Below are 14,663 nucleotides of genomic sequence, written 5' to 3' on the forward strand. Positions count from 1 at the left end.
CCTGCCGGGGGCGTCCGGCGCACGTCCCTCGACGGGCGCTGGGGACTGTGCGGCCGGCCACGGACCTCCCGCACCCCGGCACGGGTCCGCCGGGCGACGGCGGGTACCCGGACCGCATGGCCACCACCCGCGCCCCCGAGGACGACTACACCGCGCAGCCCTTCGTTCCGGACCGCGGCGGGCTGCCCGCCCTGCGGAAGGCCGCCGCCGGCTGCCGCGGCTGCCCCCTGCACCGGGACGCCACGCAGACCGTGTTCGGCGCGGGGAGCGCCGACGCCCGCGTCATGCTCGTCGGTGAGCAGCCCGGTGACCAGGAGGACCGGCAGGGCAGGCCCTTCGTCGGCCCCGCCGGCAAGCTCCTGGACCGGGCGCTGGAAGAGGCCGGTATGGACCCGGCGGAGGCGTACGTCACCAACGCCGTCAAACACTTCAAGTTCACGCGGGCGGAGCCCCGCAAGCGCCGCATCCACAAGGCGCCCAGCCTGCGCGAGACGACCGCGTGCGGGCCGTGGCTGGCCGCCGAGCTGGCGGTCGTCGAACCCGAGCTGATCGTGGTGCTGGGCGCCACGGCCGGGAAGGCGCTGCTCGGCTCGTCGTTCCGGGTCACGCAGGTGCGCGGGACGGTGCTGGAGGAGGAGATCCACGGGCGCCCCGAGCGGCTGGTGCCGACCGTGCACCCCTCGTCGGTGCTGCGGGCGGACGACCGGGAGGCCGCGTACCAGGGGCTGCTGGCCGACCTGAAGGTGGCGGCGCGGGCGTTGGGGTGAGCGTCCCGGGCGCGCGGGCGCCGTTCGCGGTGGTCGGTGTCCGCTCCGCGAAACACCGTTGAGCCGATCACGCCGTAATGGCTAGGGTCACCGCATGCCCCTTACTTTCACCCTCGATCCCGCCGTCACGCCCGAGCTGCGCGACGGACTTCTCGACCTGTGGACCGACGTGTCGAACGCGGGCGGAGCCGTCGGCTTCGTGCCGCCCGTGACGCGGGACGTCGTCCGGCCGGAGCTGGTCAAGCAGTTCGCGACGATGGCCGAGGGGCGCGCCCGGCTCCTGGTCGGACACGACGAGTCGGGGCGGGTGGCCGCCACCGCGTTCCTCACCTTCAACACCCACCGGCTGATGACCCACTGGCTGTGGCTGTACACCGTGATGGTGCACCCCCGGCACCAGGGCAAGGGCTACGGCCGCGACCTGCTGGCCGCGGCGGCCGACGCCGCCCGCGGCATCGACGGCATCGAGGCGATCCGGCTGTCCTGCCGCGGCGGCCTCGGTCTGGAGCGGTTCTACGCCTCCTGCGGCTACAAGGAGGTCGGCCGCGTCCCCGGGGCGATCCGCGTCGCACCGGGCGACGACCGCGACGACATCACCCTGCTGCTGCCGCTGACCTGAGGCCCGCACCCGCCCCGTACCCCCGCGCACCCCCGTACAAGATCCCGTCACCGGCGTGCTTCACTGGACAGTGCGCCTTGGGGGACGCTGTCCCCCGGCAGACCATTCGGAACGAAAGAGTGGATTGAGATGCTCCGCTACACACTGATGCGCCTCGGGATCTTCGTGGGCTGCCTCGTGGTCGTCTGGGGCCTCGTCTACTCCGGCGTCTTCCCGCGCGGCCTCGGCGAGTCCAACGGCATGTGGATCGTCCTGCTCGCCCTGCTGGTCTCCGCGCCCATCAGCTTCGTCGTCCTGCGCAAGGAGCGCGACCGGGCGTCCGAGCAGATCGTGAGCAAGGTGGACCGGGTGAAGGCCAACCTGGAGGCCAACCGCAGCCAGGAGGACGGCGCCGACGACGCGGCCCGCGCGCAGGGCCAGACCTCGTAGCACCCGCCGGGCGAGCTGTGCGCCCCGGTTGGCCGGACATCCCCGGCAAACCGGGGCGCTTTGCATTCTGTGGGCGTCCGACGTGGCAGGCCTCTCAAAGCCAGGCTTTGGGTGTCCCAAAGCTCCGGTGTTAAAGTCCTCTTTATGAAGCCCGCAGCCGCGCCCCGCACACCCCCGAGCGTTCCGCTCGTGGCGCGCCTGCACGTGGACCTCTGCCGGTGCGCGTCCGCGACCTGTCGTCCCTGACGTCCCTCACCCCGTCGTCCGCCACGCCAGTCCCCCCGCGCATCGCGCCGCATTCCCCAACGGAGCATGTCCGTGTCCACGAACACGAAGTCCTTCACGCTGCCCAAGGTGCCCTTCTGGGCCCAGATACTCGGCGGCCTCGTCCTCGGCGTCCTGCTCGGCTGGCTCGCCCGCAGCCAGGACCTGTCCTGGCTCGTCACGACCCTCGACAAGATCGGCAGCATCTTCGTCGGGCTGCTGAAGCTCGCCGTCGCCCCGCTCGTCTTCTTCGCGATCCTCGTCTCGATCACCAACCTGCGGAAGGTCAACAACGCGGCCCGGCTGGCCTCGCGCACCCTCCTCTGGTTCATGATCACGTCGCTGATCGCGGTCGCCATCGGCCTCGTCATCGGCCTGGTCACCAACCCCGGCGCCGGCACCGGCCTCACCCCGAAGGACGGCGGGAAGCCCGAGACCACCGGCTCCTGGCTCGACTTCCTCACCGGCATCGTCCCGACGGACGTCATCACGCCGTTCACCGAGCTGAACGTCCTCCAGATCGTCTTCATGGCCGCCGTCGCCGGCATCGCCGCCCTCCAGCTCGGCGAGAAGGCCCAGCCGATCCTCACCCTGAGCGAGTCCGTCCTCGAACTCCTCCAGAAGGCCCTGTGGTGGGTCATCCGCCTCGCCCCGCTCGGCACCGTCGGCCTCATCGGCAACGCCATCGCCAGCTACGGCTGGAACCTGATCGGCAAGTACGCCACCTTCACCGCCGACATCTACGTCGGCTGCGCGCTCGTCCTCTTCGGCGTCTACCCGGCGCTGCTCGCGACCGTCGCCAAGGTCAGCCCGCTGCAGTTCTTCAAGGGCGCCTGGCCCGCCATCCAGCTGGCCTTCGTCTCCCGCTCCTCCGTCGGCACCATGCCGCTGACCCAGAAGGTCACCGAGCGCCTCGGCGTGCCCAAGGAGTACGCGTCCTTCGCCGTGCCGTTCGGCGCGACCACCAAGATGGACGGCTGCGCCGCGATCTACCCGGCCATCGCCGCGATCTTCGTCGCCCAGATCTTCGACATCCAGCTCGGCCTCGGCGACTACCTGCTGATCGCGTTCGTCTCGGTGATCGGCTCCGCCGCCACCGCCGGCCTCACCGGCGCGACGGTCATGCTCACCCTGACCCTCTCCACGCTCGGCCTCCCCATGGAGGGCGTCGGCCTGCTGCTGGCGATCGACCCGATCCTGGACATGATGAGGACGGCCACGAACGTCGCCGGCCAGGCCCTCGTGCCCGTCATCGTCTCCGCCCGCGAGGGCATCCTCGACCGGGACGCCTACGCCGGGGTGCACAGCTCGCCCGTGGACGAGCCGCAGCGCGTGGCGGCCGCCGCCTGACAGCGGGTGGCCGCTCCCTGACAGGAGCGGCCTCGGCTGCCTGAACGACCCCCGGCGGAACGTACGCTGATGCGTATGGGTGCCGTGAAGACCAAGCGGATGCCGCGTGCGGTCCGTGAACAGCAGATGCTGGACGCCGCCGTACAGATCTTCGGCCGCCGGGGGTACATGGCCGCGTCGATGGACGAGATAGCCGAACTCGCCGGCGTGTCCAAGCCGTTGGTGTATCTCTACCTGAACTCGAAGGAAGACCTGTTCACGGCGTGCATCCGCCGTGAGGCGAAGGCGCTCACCGACGCGGTGCGTGCCGGGGTCGGTCCCGGCACGCCCGCCGACCGCCAACTCTGGGACGGACTGCGGGCGTTCTTCACGCACACCGCCCGGCACCCCGAGGGCTGGGTGGTGCTGCACCTCCAGGCCCGCACGCACGGTGAGCCGTTCGCCGCCGAGGTCGCCGCGATGCGCGAGGAGATCGTCGCGTTCGTGACGCAGCTCATCGTGGTCGCCGCGCGGGACGCGCACCGCGACCCGGACCTGCCCGAGCGCGAGGTCGCCGGGCTCGCCGAAGCCCTCGTCGGCGCCGCCGAGTCGCTCGCCGACTGGGCCAACGCCACCCCGGGCGTCACCGCCGGGCAGGCGGCGGCGACGCTGATGAACTTCGCCTGGGCAGGTCTCGGCAACCTGATGGACGGGCGGCCGTGGGCGCCGCCCGGCGAGAGCGGCGCGCAGGGCGCTCAGAGCGGGCGGACCGTCCCGGTGACGTGACGGCGGTCCCCGCCGCGCAGTTCGAAGCGCTCGCCCCGCGCCGCGTACGTCACCGTCCCCGGCAGCAGCACCGGCGCCCGGAACCCGGCCCGCACCGCGACCGCGTCCGGCGTCCCGTGCTCGGCCAGGCACCGGGCCACCGTCCACATGCCGTGCGCGATGGGGCGCGGGAAGCCGAACAGGCGGGCGGTGAGCGGGTGCAGGTGGATCGGGTTGCGGTCGCCGGAGGCGGCGCCGTAGCGGCGCCCGATGTCCGCGCCGAGCCGCCAGTCGGCGAGCGGGGGCAGGGGGTCCGGGCTCCCGGGGGACTCACCGGCCTCCGCGCGGCCGGGCGTGCGGTGCCGGGCCAGGTACGTGCTGCGGGACTCCCACACGACGTCCCCCGCGATCCGCGCCTCGGTCACGACGGCCGCCTCCGTCCCGCGCCGGTGCGGCGCCAGCCCTTCGACGTGCACGGCGAGTTCGTAGGCGTCGGCGGTGGTCAGCCGGGTGTGACGGGTGATCTCGATCGACGTGTGGACCAGCCCGAGCAGCGGCAGCGGGAAGGCGCGCCCGCTCATCAGGCGCATGGCGAGCGGGAAGCCGAGGACGTGCGGATACGTCACGGGCAGGGCGTCGTCCCCGGTGGGGAAGCCGCACACCCGCTCGTAGGCCGCGAGCCGCGCCGGGTCGACGCGCAGGCCGGGCAGGACGAGCCGGGTGCGCGGGAAGTCCGCGTCGGGGCGGGGACGCTTGAACGGCGACAGCAGGGCGCCGCGCGCGAGCAGCGGCGGCAGGGCGGGGGAGCCGGTGAGGACGGTGGGCGTGGCCGTGGTGGTCACTAGGCCCCCAGCAGGCTCTGGCCGCAGACCCGCACGACCTGGCCGTTGACCGCGCCGGAGGCGGAGTGGGCGAGCCAGGCGGTGGTCTCGGCGACGTCGGCGGGCAGGCCGCCCTGGGCGAGGGAGTTCATGCGGCGGCCCGCCTCGCGGATGAGGAGGGGCACGGCCGCCGTCATCCTCGTCTCGATGAAGCCCGGCGCCACGGCGTTGACCGTCACGCCGTGCTCCTCCAGGGCGCGCGGCGCGAGGGAGCGGACGAGGCCCACGATGCCCGCCTTGCCGGCCCCGTAGTTGGTCTGGCCCGCGTTGCCCGCGATACCGGCGATCGACGCCGTCGCGACGATGCGGCCGCCGGCGCGCAGGGTGCCGGCGGCCAGCAGCGCGTCGGTGGTGCGCAGGACGCTCGCGAGGTTGACGTCGAGGACGGAACTCCAGCGCTCTGCGGGCATGTTGACCAGCCGGCGGTCCCGGGTGATGCCCGCGTTGTGGATCAGGACGTCCAGGCCGTCGGGCAGCGCGTCGACGATGCGCCGGCCGGCGTCGGCGGCCGTGATGTCGAGGGCGAGGGCGGTGCCGCCGAGCCGTTCGGCGACCTTGCGGGCGTCCTCCTCGGCCTGCGGCACGTCGAGCACGACGACGTGGGCGCCGTCCCTGGCCAGCGTCTCGGCGACCGCCGCTCCGATGCCGCGGGCGGCGCCGGTGACGAGGGCGGTGCGGCCGGTGAGGGGGCGGTCCCAGTCGTCCGGGGGTGTCGCGGGGCCCGCGCCGACCTCGACGACCTGGCCACTGACGTAGGCGGACTTCGGGGAGAGCAGGAAGCGGAGCGTGGACTCGGCGGCGTCCGCGTCGGTGAGGCGGACCAGGTTGACGGTCCTGCCGCGGCCGATCTCCTTGCCGAGCGAGCGGGTGAAGCCCTCCAGGGCCTGCTGGGCGGCGGCCTGGTGGTGGTCGGCGGGGTCGAGCGGCGCGCCCAGCACCAGGACGCGTCCGCTGTCGGCGACGGACCGGACGACGGGGTGCAGGGCCGCGTGCACCTCGGCGAGCCCGTCGACGTCGCGTACGCCGGTGGCGTCGAGGACGACGGCGGCGGGCCTGCCGGTGTCGTCGGCGCCGAGCCCGGTGCGGCTGAGGACCGCTTCGGGGCCGAGGCCGGACTTGCCCGCGGTGAGGTGGAGCAGGCCGCCGCGCAGCGTGGGCCGCTCGGCCGACCAGCGCGTCAGCGCCGCGGGTTGCGGCAGGCCGAGGCGGCGGGTCAGAAAGCGGCCGGGCGCGGTGCCGGTGAAGCTCAGATAGCGGTCGGCCATGTCCAACTCCCGAGATGCGGTCGGTGCGTCCCCGAAAAGTTCCCCGAGGTCCTTACTCTGCAGTAAGGTTACCGGAGGTAATCCTAGGCGCGGGTGAGAAACAGGTCGAGATGAGGAGGCCGGGATGAGTCCCCTGAAGCCACTGACGGCACGGCGGGTCGCGGTCATCGGCGGCTCGCGGGTCCCGTTCGCCCGCTCCGACGGGCCGTACGCCACCGCGTCCAACCAGGAGATGCTCACCGCCGCCCTCGACGGCCTCGTCGAGCGGTACGGGCTGCAAGCGCCGGGCACGGTCGACGAGTTCGTCGCCGGGGCCGTCCTCAAGCACAGCCGGGACTTCAACCTGGCCCGCGAGACCGTCCTCGGCTCGCGACTGGACCCGCGCACCCCCGCCTACGACATCCAGCAGGCCTGCGGCACCGGACTCCAGGCCGTCGTCGCCGCCGCCAACAAGATCGCCCTCGGGCAGACCGAGGCGGCGGTCGCGGGCGGCGCGGACACCGCGAGCGACGCGCCCCTCGGCGTGAACGACCGGCTGCGCCGCATCCTCCTGGAGGCCCGGCGCGCCAGGTCGGCGGGCGCCCGCCTGAAGGCCCTGGCGAAGATCCGCCCCGGCCACCTCGTCCCGGACATCCCGCGCAACGCCGAGCCGCGCACCGGCCTGTCCATGGGCGAGCACGCCGCGGTCACCGCCCGCGCCTGGGGCATCGGCCGCGAGGCCCAGGACGAACTGGCGGCGACCAGCCACCAGCGGCTGGCGGCGGCGTACGAACGCGGCTTCTTCGAGGACCTCGTGGTGCCCTTCCGGGGGCTGGACCGCGACCAGAACCTGCGCCCCGGCTCCACCGTGGAGAAACTGGCCGCCCTCAAGCCCGTGTTCGGCGTCGACCGGCCCGGTGCGACGATGACGGCGGGCAATTCGACACCCCTGACGGACGGCGCGGCCGTGGTGCTGCTGGCGAGCGAGGAGTGGGCCGAGGCGCGGGGCCTCGAACCGCTCGCGTATCTGACGGCGTACGAGACGGCGGCGGTCGACTTCGTGCACGGCGACGCCGCGGAGGGCGCCCCGGGCGGAGACGGCCTGCTGATGGCGCCGGCGTACGCGGTGCCGCGCATGCTGGAGCGGGCCGGTCTCGGCATCGAGGACTTCGCGCTGTTCGAGATCCACGAGGCGTTCGCGTCCCAGGTGCTGGCGACCCTGGCCGCGTGGGAGAAGCAGGGCCTGGCCCCGGTGGACCGCGCCCGGCTCAACGTGGCCGGGTCGTCGCTGGCGACCGGGCACCCCTTCGCCGCGACCGGTGCGCGGATCGTGGCGACGCTGGCGAAGCTGCTCGCCGAGCGCGGGGCGCCGGGACGCGGCCTGATCTCGGTGTGCGCGGCCGGCGGGCAGGGTGTGACAGCGGTGCTGGAGCGGGCGTGACGGACGGGGGCGCGGCTGCCGCATTCTCCTCATGACGGGGACCGGACAACGAAAGTGACAGACCGTCCGGTAACCCACGAGGCTGCACATCCCCGGCGCCGTACCCTCCCCGATTCCGCACCGGGCCCTCACGCGCACGCCGTACGATCCCCACACCCAACCGGCGGTAACACCTGCCCTCCGACAGACCGCCGCTGAACGCCTCGGCGCGCGAGGCGCGTACGTCATGCAGCACCCGCAGCACTCGCTGCACGCCACAGGAGCCGCCCGTGACCACCCCGTTGCCCTCTTTCGCGGCCTCCGCCGCCTACGACGACGCCCCCGGCCCCGTCCTCGTGAAGCCCGAGACCCGGCGCCTGGACGGGGTCGTGAGGGAGGCGTACGTCCCGCCGTTCGCCCCGCCCGTGCGGCACGGCTCGCTCGCCGAGCTGCCGTTCGAGAACGCCGCCGCGGTGCCCGACGCCGTGGTCCTCAGCCGCAAGGGCCCGGACGGCACGTGGGACGACGTCACGGCGACCCGGTTCGCCGCCGAGGTGCAGGCCGTGGCGAAGGGGCTCGTCGCCGAAGGGCTGATGCCGGGCGACCGCGTCGCGATCATGGCGCGCACGAGGTACGAGTGGACGCTGCTGGACTTCGCCGCGTGGGCGGCCGGCCTGGTGACCGTCCCCGTCTACCCGACGTCCTCCGTCTACCAGACCCGCTGGATCCTGCAGAACTCCGGCGCCGTCGCCCTCGTCACGGAGACCCCCGCGCAGGCCGCGTCCATGGGCCCCGAACTCCAGCACATCCCGGACCTGCGCCACCTGTGGGTGATGGAGAAGGGGCACGTGGAACGGCTCGCGGAGCTCGGCGCGGGTCTGCCGGACGGTGAAGTCGCCGTGCGCCGGGGCATGCTGAGCCCCGACACCCTCGCGACGCTGATCTACACGTCCGGCACCACGGGACGCCCGAAGGGCTGCGCCCTGACCCACGGCAACTTCTTCGCCGAGGTCGACAACGCCGTCGAACTGCTCTACCCGGTCTTCAAGGCCCGCACCGCCGAGGAGCCGTCGGTCCTCCTCTTCCTGCCCATGTCGCACGTCTTCGGCCGCATGGTCGCCGTCGCCTGCGTCCGCGCCCGGGTCCGCCTGGGACACGCGCCGAGCCTGAAGGCGCAGGACCTGCTGCCGGACCTCGCGGCGTTCCGGCCGACCTGTCTGCTGACCATTCCGTACATGCTGGAGAAGGTGTTCAACGCCGCCCGCGCCAAGGCGGAGGCGGGCGGCAGGCTGTCGTCCTTCGACCGCGCGGCGGAGGCCGCCCGGCGCTACGGCGAGGCCCTGGAGGCCCGCCACAGCGGCACCGGCGGCGGACCCAGCCGCGCCCAGAAGGCCGCCCGCGCCCTCTACGACCCGCTGGTCTACCGGCGCATCCGCAACGCCATGGGCGGCCGGGTCCGTTACGCGATCTGCGGCGGCTCCCCGCTCGGCCGCCGCCTGGCCGCCTTCTACGCCGGTGCGGGCATCGAGATCTTCGAGGGCTACGGACTGACCGAGACGACCGGCGCGGCGACGGTGACGCCGCCGCTCAAACCCCGCCTGGGCACGGTCGGCTGGCCCCTGCCCGGCACCCGGATCCGCATCGCGTCCGACGGGGAGATCCTCATCGCCGGCGACCAGGTGCTGCGCGGCTACTGGGACCCGCAGGCCGGGGTCGTCCCCGTCGGCCGCGACGGCTGGCTCGCGACGGGCGACATGGGCGAACTGGACGACGAGGGTTACCTGACCATCACCGGCCGCAAGAAGGAACTCCTCATCACGGCGGGCGGCAAGAGCGTGGCCCCGGCCCCGCTGGAGAACTGGCTCCGCTCCCATCCCCTGATCTCCCACTGCCTGGTCCTCGGCGACCGCCGCCCCTACGTCACCGCCCTCATCACCCTCGACCCCGACGGCATCACCCACTGGCGCCGCATGAACGGCAAACACCCCGTCCCGCCGGAATTCCTGGTGAACGACGAGGAGTTGCGGGCCGTCCTGCAACGCGCGGTGGACGAGGCCAACAAACTGGTCTCCCGCCCCGAATCCATCCGCCGCTTCGCCGTCCTGCCCACGGACCTCACCGAGGAGTCCGGCCACCTGACCCCGTCGATGAAACTCCGCAGAGAGGCGGTCCTGCGGGACTTCGCGTGGGTGGTGGAGGGCCTGTACGAGGGCTGAGCGGCCCGCACGGAGGCGGGGCGCCCGTCACCGCGCGCCCCGCCGGGCTGCCCCGCCGGAAGGGGACGCCGGTGGTCCCGCGTCGCGGCGGCAGCTCTCCGGAACCGTGTCCGCGAAGGTGCGGGCCGCCGACTCAGTGCGTCCCAGCGGCGGGCCGCCCAGCCGTGGCGGCCCGGCGCGGCGCCGTCCTCGGCGTGCGGCGGGGAAGACCGTCGGCCCGACGCCGTTCGACGGGCGGCCCGCTGCTTGCGGGCGATCAGGAGGGCCTGCGGGGTCGACTCGCCCTTGCCGGTGTCCGGTTCGACCCGCGCCCCGCCGTCACCCCAGCCCTGCCGCCCGCAGCCCCGCCGTCGTCGCCGCCGCGGCCAGTACCACCAGCGCGAACGGGGCCCCGCGCCACGCCAGGGCGCCGGCCACCAGGACCCCGGCCGGGCGTGCCCAGCCGGCGAAGGCGCCCGCCTCGGTGAGGGCGCCGGTCGCGAGCAGGGCGACCAGCAGGACCACCGCGGCGGCGGACAGCAGCTCCTGCGCGCGGGGCGGGACCTCGACCCGGCCGTGCAGCGCCGGGCCCACCAGCCGGAAGGCGTACGTCCCCACCGCCAGCGCCAGGATCACGGCCGCCGTCCCGCTCATGCCGTACGCCCCCTGCCGTACAGCGCGAGCCCCGCGAGGGCCACCAGCACCGGAACCCCCGCGGGGACGACCGGCGTCACGGCCAGGGCCAGGGCGGCGCCGGGCAGGGCGGCCCGGCGGATTCCGGCGTCCTCGCGCAGCGCGGGCAGGACCAGGGCGGCGAGCACCGCGGGGAACGCGGCGTCCAGCCCGTACGTCGCCGTGTCGCCCAGCGCGCTCCCGGCCAGCGCCCCCGCCAGCACCCCGACGTTCCACACGACGAACAACCCGAGCCCGGAGATCCAGAACGCCGCCCGCCGCCGCTCCGGGTCCCGCTGGGCCAGCGCGAACGCCACCGTCTCGTCGGTCACCAGATGCGCCCCGGCCAGCCGGGCTAGCCGCCCCGTGCCGATGATCCCGGCGACGGCGAGGCTGAAGGCGGCCGTGCGGGTGTTGAGCAGCAGACCCGTGGCCGCCGCGGCGAACGGCCCGCCGCCCGCCAGCAGCACGCCGACCGCGCTGAACTGGGCGGAGCCCGCGTACACCACGAGGGACATCACCACCGGAACCCACACCGGCAGGCCACCGGCCACCGCGATCGCGCCGAAGGACACACCGACGATCCCGCCGGCCAGGCAGACCAGGGAGACGTCCCGGAGGAGTTCGGGATCGGGAGGGAAAGGGTGCCAGGGTGTTCGCTGTACCGAACGCATGTTTTCTACACTGGACGTGAGCTGTCCTGTTCGTCAAGCCGAACGATCGTACTTCTGGAGCGAACACCGTGCCCGAGAGTGAGACGCCGTCCACCCCTGCGCCGCCGCCCCGGCTCCCGCTCGACTGGATTGCCGCGTCCCTGCGCCGTGAGCGCACCCGCGCCGGGCTGTCCCTGTCGGAGCTGGCCAAGCGCGCGGGCATCGCCAAGTCGACGCTGTCGCAGCTGGAGGCGGCGAGCGGCAACCCCAGCATGGAGACGATCTGGGCGCTGGCCGTGGCGCTCGGCGTGCCGTTCAGCGCGCTGGTGGAACCGCCCGCGCCGGCCGTTCAGGTGATCCGCGCGGGGCAGGGGCCGGCCGTGCATTCGGAGCAGTCCAGCTACACCGCCACCCTGCTCGCGGCCAGCCCGCCGGGGGCGCGGCGCGACATCTACCGGGTGGGTCTTGAGCCCGGTTCGGTACGGGATTCGGAGCCGCACATTCCAGGGACGGTGGAACACATCGTGGTCGGCGCGGGGCGCGTGAAGGCGGGGCCGCGCGGAGATCAGGCGGTGCTGGGGCCCGGCGACTACATGGCGTATCGCGGTGACGTGCCGCACACCTACGAGGCGCTGGCACCCGGCACGGAATTCGTGCTGATCATGCAGCACGTATGACGTTCGTCGACGCCCGGGGGAGAGGGGTTCGCCGGAAGTTCACCGAGGGCGGGGGAGTGAATGGGCCGGTGAGTGTGAAAAGCGGGTGCGGTGCGGGGCCGGAAAAGGGCAGGAGCCCCGTCGCCTGACGGCGCGGGGCTCCTTGGGTACTACTTGTCAGACAGGGGTGACGTTCTCCGCCTGCGGGCCCTTCGGGCCCTGAGTGACGTCGAAAGACACCTGCTGGTTCTCCTCAAGCGAACGGAAACCGGTCGCATTGATCGCGGAGTAGTGGACGAAGACGTCGGGGCCGCCGCCTTCCTGGGCGATGAAACCAAAGCCCTTTTCGGCGTTGAACCACTTCACGGTTCCGGTAGCCATAAGCCCTCCTTGGGCTCAAAGGGTTGCCCTGCTCCAGAACCAGCAAGTGTGAAGAAGTGAATTCTGCACAACTGCCTATGCCTGAGAATGACGAGAGCCCGCGGTCACATGCTCCGCAGGCTCTGTACTGCAAGGGAAACCAAACTGCAACTTGCGATGAGCCTAGCACGCAGAGGTCCCGATGCAATAGAGGCCAAGATCACTTCACCCGAATGTTTGAAGATCCCCGGCGAGGGTCAATAGGGAGACCCGGTCGGCGGCTCGGCCCGCCGGGCCGGCCGCCCCGCGCGAGGCCCTGGCGGCGACGTGGCGCCGACCGGGGGCGGCGGCCGGACCCCGGAACCCGAGGGCTAGCCTCACGATGTGGACAATTCTCGCACCCGGCCGCGTGTCGGCCACATCCAGTTCCTGAACTGCCTGCCCCTGTACTGGGGGCTCGCGAGAACGGGCACGCTCCTCGACTTCGAGCTCACGAAGGACACCCCCGAGAAGCTCAGCGAGAAGCTGGTGCGGGGCGACCTCGACATCGGTCCGGTCACCCTGGTCGAGTTCCTCAAGCACGCGGACGACCTGGTCGCCTTCCCCGACATCGCCGTCGGCTGCGACGGCCCGGTGATGTCGTGCGTGATCGTCTCGCAGGTCCCGCTGGAGCGCCTGGACGGCGCCCGGGTCGCCCTCGGTTCGACCTCGCGCACCTCCGTGCGGCTCGCCCAGCTGCTGCTGGCGGAGCGTTTCGGCGTACGGCCGGACTACTACACCTGCCCGCCCGACCTCGGCCTGATGATGCGTGAGGCCGACGCGGCGGTGCTGATCGGGGACGCCGCGCTGCGCGCCAACCTGCACGACGGGCCGCGCTTCGGGCTCCAGGTGCACGACCTGGGCGCGCTGTGGAAGGAGTGGACGGGGCTGCCGTTCGTCTTCGCCGTGTGGGCGGCGCGGCGGGACTACCTGGAGCGCGAGCCGGTCATCACCCGCAAGGTGCACGAGGCCTTCCTCGCCTCCCGCAACCTCTCCCTGGAGGAGGTCGGCAAGGTCGCCGAACAGGCCGCCCGCTGGGAGGACTTCGACGAGCAGGTCCTTCAGCGGTACTTCACCACCCTCGACTTCCGCTTCGGCGCACCGCAGCTGGCGGCGGTCGCCGAGTTCGCGCGGCGCGTCGGCCCGACGACGGGCTTCCCGGCGGACGTGAAGGTCGACCTCCTCCAGCCGTAGGAGCCCCGCGGCTGCCGGACCGTGGGGCACGCCGGGCTCCGGCACTACGCTGCTGGGCAGTCGTACGGGGGTCCCGGGGACGCTCGGGGACTCGGGGGAGGAGTGACCATGCAGCCGCTCGACGTCGACGAACCGGCCGCGGTGGGGCCCTACCGGCTGCTCGGCCGGCTCGGTTCCGGCGGCATGGGCCGGGTCTACCTGGGGCGCAGCGCGGGCGGCCGGACGGTCGCCGTCAAGATCGTGCACCCGCACTTCGCGCTGGACGAGGAGTTCCGGGCCCGGTTCCGCCGCGAGGTGGAGGCCGCGCGGCGGGTCGGCGGAGCGTGGACGGCGCCGGTGCTGGACGCCGACCCGGAGGCGCGCGTGCCGTGGGTCGCGACGGCCTACGCGGCGGGCCCCTCCCTGACGGCGGCCGTCGCGGACGGCGGCCCGATGCCGGTCCACACCGTACGGGCGCTGGGAGCGGGTCTGGCGGAGGCGCTGACGGCCGTGCACGAACTGGGCCTGGTGCACCGGGACGTGAAGCCGTCCAACGTCCTGCTCACCCTGGACGGGCCGCTGCTGATCGACTTCGGCATCGCCCGCGCCACGGACGGCACCGCCTCCCTCACCTCGACGGGCGTGTCCATCGGATCGCCCGGTTACATGGCGCCCGAGCAGATCCTCGGCAAGGGCGTCACGGGCGCGTCCGACGTCTTCTCGCTGGGCGCGGTCCTGACGTTCGCGGCGACCGGCGAACCGCCCTTCCGGGGGGACTCGTCGGCCGCGCTGCTCTACAAGGTCGTCCACGAGGAGCCCGAACTCGGCGCCCTGGACGGTCACCTGCGGGAGCTGGCGGCGGCCTGCCTCGCCAAGGACCCGGCCGCCCGGCCGGACCCGGCCGAGCTGGCCCGGCGGCTGGCTCCCGACGGGGCGGCCCGGCTCGTCGCGGGCGGCTGGCTGCCGGGCGCGCTGGTGGAGCAGGTCAGCCGGAGCGCCGTACGGCTGCTGAATCTCGACGCGACGGGTGCGGGCGCCGACGTCGCGTCCGGGCCGGTGGGTTTCAGCAGCCCCGCGGTGCGGCCGCCCGACACGGCGGGCGGGGAGGGCTCCGGGGCGCCGACGGTGGGGGAGTTCGGTCCGGCGCCGGTGATGCCGGCAGGTACCGGCGGTGCCGTGGTGCCGCCGCGCCCGGTC

At 73.4% G+C, this 14,663-nt stretch carries 16 protein-coding genes; 11 read left to right on the plus strand and 5 right to left on the minus strand.

Annotation, left to right across the window (positions count from 1 at the left end):
- Positions 1-116: 116 nt before the first annotated feature.
- The 6 genes from QC282_RS20390 (at position 117) to QC282_RS20410 (ending at position 4,194) form a co-directional block, all read left to right on the plus strand.
- Positions 117-767 (plus strand): UdgX family uracil-DNA binding protein, encoded by a 651-nt coding sequence (locus QC282_RS20390; RefSeq protein ID WP_279550940.1) that lies wholly within the window; start codon positions 117-119, stop codon positions 765-767.
- Between the two features lie 94 nt (positions 768-861).
- Positions 862-1,386, plus strand: coding sequence for a GNAT family N-acetyltransferase (locus QC282_RS20395; protein ID WP_279550941.1), 525 nt, complete (start codon positions 862-864; stop codon positions 1,384-1,386).
- 129 nt (positions 1,387-1,515) lie between these two features.
- Positions 1,516-1,815 carry a DUF4229 domain-containing protein gene (locus tag QC282_RS20400; RefSeq protein ID WP_279550942.1) on the plus strand — a complete coding sequence of 100 codons (300 nt, stop codon included), beginning with the start codon at positions 1,516-1,518 and terminating at the stop codon, positions 1,813-1,815.
- A gap of 144 nt (positions 1,816-1,959) precedes the next feature.
- Positions 1,960-2,061 carry a putative leader peptide gene (locus QC282_RS32340; protein WP_336621081.1) on the plus strand — a complete coding sequence of 34 codons (102 nt, stop codon included), beginning with the start codon at positions 1,960-1,962 and terminating at the stop codon, positions 2,059-2,061.
- Positions 2,062-2,127: 66 nt separating this feature from the next.
- A complete protein-coding gene (locus QC282_RS20405) occupies positions 2,128-3,429 on the plus strand; it encodes a dicarboxylate/amino acid:cation symporter (protein ID WP_279550943.1) in 1,302 nt (433 codons plus the stop codon).
- Between the two features lie 75 nt (positions 3,430-3,504).
- Complete coding sequence (locus QC282_RS20410; protein ID WP_279550944.1) at positions 3,505-4,194, plus strand: TetR/AcrR family transcriptional regulator; 690 nt, start codon at positions 3,505-3,507, stop codon at positions 4,192-4,194.
- On the opposite strand, the gene QC282_RS20415 is transcribed toward QC282_RS20410, so the two are convergent.
- Positions 4,164-5,015 carry a MaoC/PaaZ C-terminal domain-containing protein gene (locus QC282_RS20415; protein WP_279550945.1) on the minus strand — a complete coding sequence of 284 codons (852 nt, stop codon included), beginning with the start codon at positions 5,013-5,015 and terminating at the stop codon, positions 4,164-4,166. The genes QC282_RS20410 and QC282_RS20415 overlap by 31 nt on opposite strands.
- A complete protein-coding gene (locus tag QC282_RS20420) occupies positions 5,015-6,319 on the minus strand; it encodes a 3-oxoacyl-ACP reductase (protein WP_279550946.1) in 1,305 nt (434 codons plus the stop codon). The genes QC282_RS20415 and QC282_RS20420 overlap by 1 nt, the downstream gene beginning before the upstream one ends.
- A gap of 124 nt (positions 6,320-6,443) precedes the next feature.
- On the opposite strand from QC282_RS20420, the gene QC282_RS20425 reads away from it, so the two are divergent.
- Both QC282_RS20425 and QC282_RS20430 read left to right on the plus strand, forming a co-directional pair.
- Positions 6,444-7,739, plus strand: a complete 1,296-nt coding sequence (locus QC282_RS20425; RefSeq protein WP_279550947.1) for an acetyl-CoA C-acetyltransferase — start codon at positions 6,444-6,446, stop codon at positions 7,737-7,739.
- A 269-nt stretch (positions 7,740-8,008) separates the two neighbouring features.
- Entirely contained in the window at positions 8,009-9,934 is a 1,926-nt protein-coding gene (locus QC282_RS20430) for a long-chain fatty acid--CoA ligase (protein ID WP_279550948.1), read from the plus strand.
- A 318-nt stretch (positions 9,935-10,252) separates the two neighbouring features.
- Here QC282_RS20430 and QC282_RS20435 read toward each other — a convergent pair whose 3' ends face one another.
- Both QC282_RS20435 and QC282_RS20440 read right to left on the minus strand, forming a co-directional pair.
- The gene (locus QC282_RS20435; protein ID WP_279550949.1) at positions 10,253-10,567 is read right to left on the minus strand and encodes an AzlD domain-containing protein; all 315 of its coding nucleotides are present in this window, start codon (positions 10,565-10,567) and stop codon (positions 10,253-10,255) included.
- Positions 10,564-11,259 carry an AzlC family ABC transporter permease gene (locus tag QC282_RS20440; RefSeq protein ID WP_279550950.1) on the minus strand — a complete coding sequence of 232 codons (696 nt, stop codon included), beginning with the start codon at positions 11,257-11,259 and terminating at the stop codon, positions 10,564-10,566. The genes QC282_RS20435 and QC282_RS20440 overlap by 4 nt, the downstream gene beginning before the upstream one ends.
- Before the next feature lie 68 nt (positions 11,260-11,327).
- On the opposite strand from QC282_RS20440, the gene QC282_RS20445 reads away from it, so the two are divergent.
- A complete protein-coding gene (locus tag QC282_RS20445) occupies positions 11,328-11,915 on the plus strand; it encodes an XRE family transcriptional regulator (protein WP_279550951.1) in 588 nt (195 codons plus the stop codon).
- Between the two features lie 156 nt (positions 11,916-12,071).
- Here the strand turns inward: QC282_RS20445 and QC282_RS20450 are convergent, their stop codons facing one another.
- Entirely contained in the window at positions 12,072-12,275 is a 204-nt protein-coding gene (locus QC282_RS20450; RefSeq protein ID WP_004984723.1) for a cold-shock protein, read from the minus strand.
- A 363-nt stretch (positions 12,276-12,638) separates the two neighbouring features.
- On the opposite strand from QC282_RS20450, the gene QC282_RS20455 reads away from it, so the two are divergent.
- Complete coding sequence (locus QC282_RS20455) at positions 12,639-13,487, plus strand: menaquinone biosynthesis protein (RefSeq protein ID WP_279550952.1); 849 nt, start codon at positions 12,639-12,641, stop codon at positions 13,485-13,487.
- Positions 13,488-13,595: 108 nt separating this feature from the next.
- Positions 13,596-14,663: serine/threonine-protein kinase (locus QC282_RS20460; RefSeq protein ID WP_279550953.1), on the plus strand; the 1,068-nt coding region annotated here is incomplete at its 3' end.

It is taken from the genome of Streptomyces sp. DH24 (genome assembly GCF_029813775.1).
GTDB lineage: Bacteria > Actinomycetota > Actinomycetes > Streptomycetales > Streptomycetaceae > Streptomyces.

What these genes read in the sequence shown, in the direction of transcription:
- QC282_RS20435 (WP_279550949.1), bottom strand. Translation starts at nt 10,567, where the DNA reads ATGAGCGGGACGGCGGCCGTGATCCTGGCGCTGGCGGTGGGGACGTAC.
- QC282_RS20410 (WP_279550944.1), top strand. Translation starts at nt 3,505, where the DNA reads ATGGGTGCCGTGAAGACCAAGCGGATGCCGCGTGCGGTCCGTGAACAG.
- QC282_RS20400 (WP_279550942.1), top strand. Translation starts at nt 1,516, where the DNA reads ATGCTCCGCTACACACTGATGCGCCTCGGGATCTTCGTGGGCTGCCTC.
- QC282_RS20440 (WP_279550950.1), bottom strand. Translation starts at nt 11,259, where the DNA reads ATGCGTTCGGTACAGCGAACACCCTGGCACCCTTTCCCTCCCGATCCC.
- QC282_RS20450 (WP_004984723.1), bottom strand. Translation starts at nt 12,275, where the DNA reads ATGGCTACCGGAACCGTGAAGTGGTTCAACGCCGAAAAGGGCTTTGGT.
- QC282_RS20390 (WP_279550940.1), top strand. Translation starts at nt 117, where the DNA reads ATGGCCACCACCCGCGCCCCCGAGGACGACTACACCGCGCAGCCCTTC.
- QC282_RS32340 (WP_336621081.1), top strand. Translation starts at nt 1,960, where the DNA reads ATGAAGCCCGCAGCCGCGCCCCGCACACCCCCGAGCGTTCCGCTCGTG.
- QC282_RS20395 (WP_279550941.1), top strand. Translation starts at nt 862, where the DNA reads ATGCCCCTTACTTTCACCCTCGATCCCGCCGTCACGCCCGAGCTGCGC.
- QC282_RS20420 (WP_279550946.1), bottom strand. Translation starts at nt 6,319, where the DNA reads ATGGCCGACCGCTATCTGAGCTTCACCGGCACCGCGCCCGGCCGCTTT.
- QC282_RS20425 (WP_279550947.1), top strand. Translation starts at nt 6,444, where the DNA reads ATGAGTCCCCTGAAGCCACTGACGGCACGGCGGGTCGCGGTCATCGGC.
- QC282_RS20405 (WP_279550943.1), top strand. Translation starts at nt 2,128, where the DNA reads ATGTCCGTGTCCACGAACACGAAGTCCTTCACGCTGCCCAAGGTGCCC.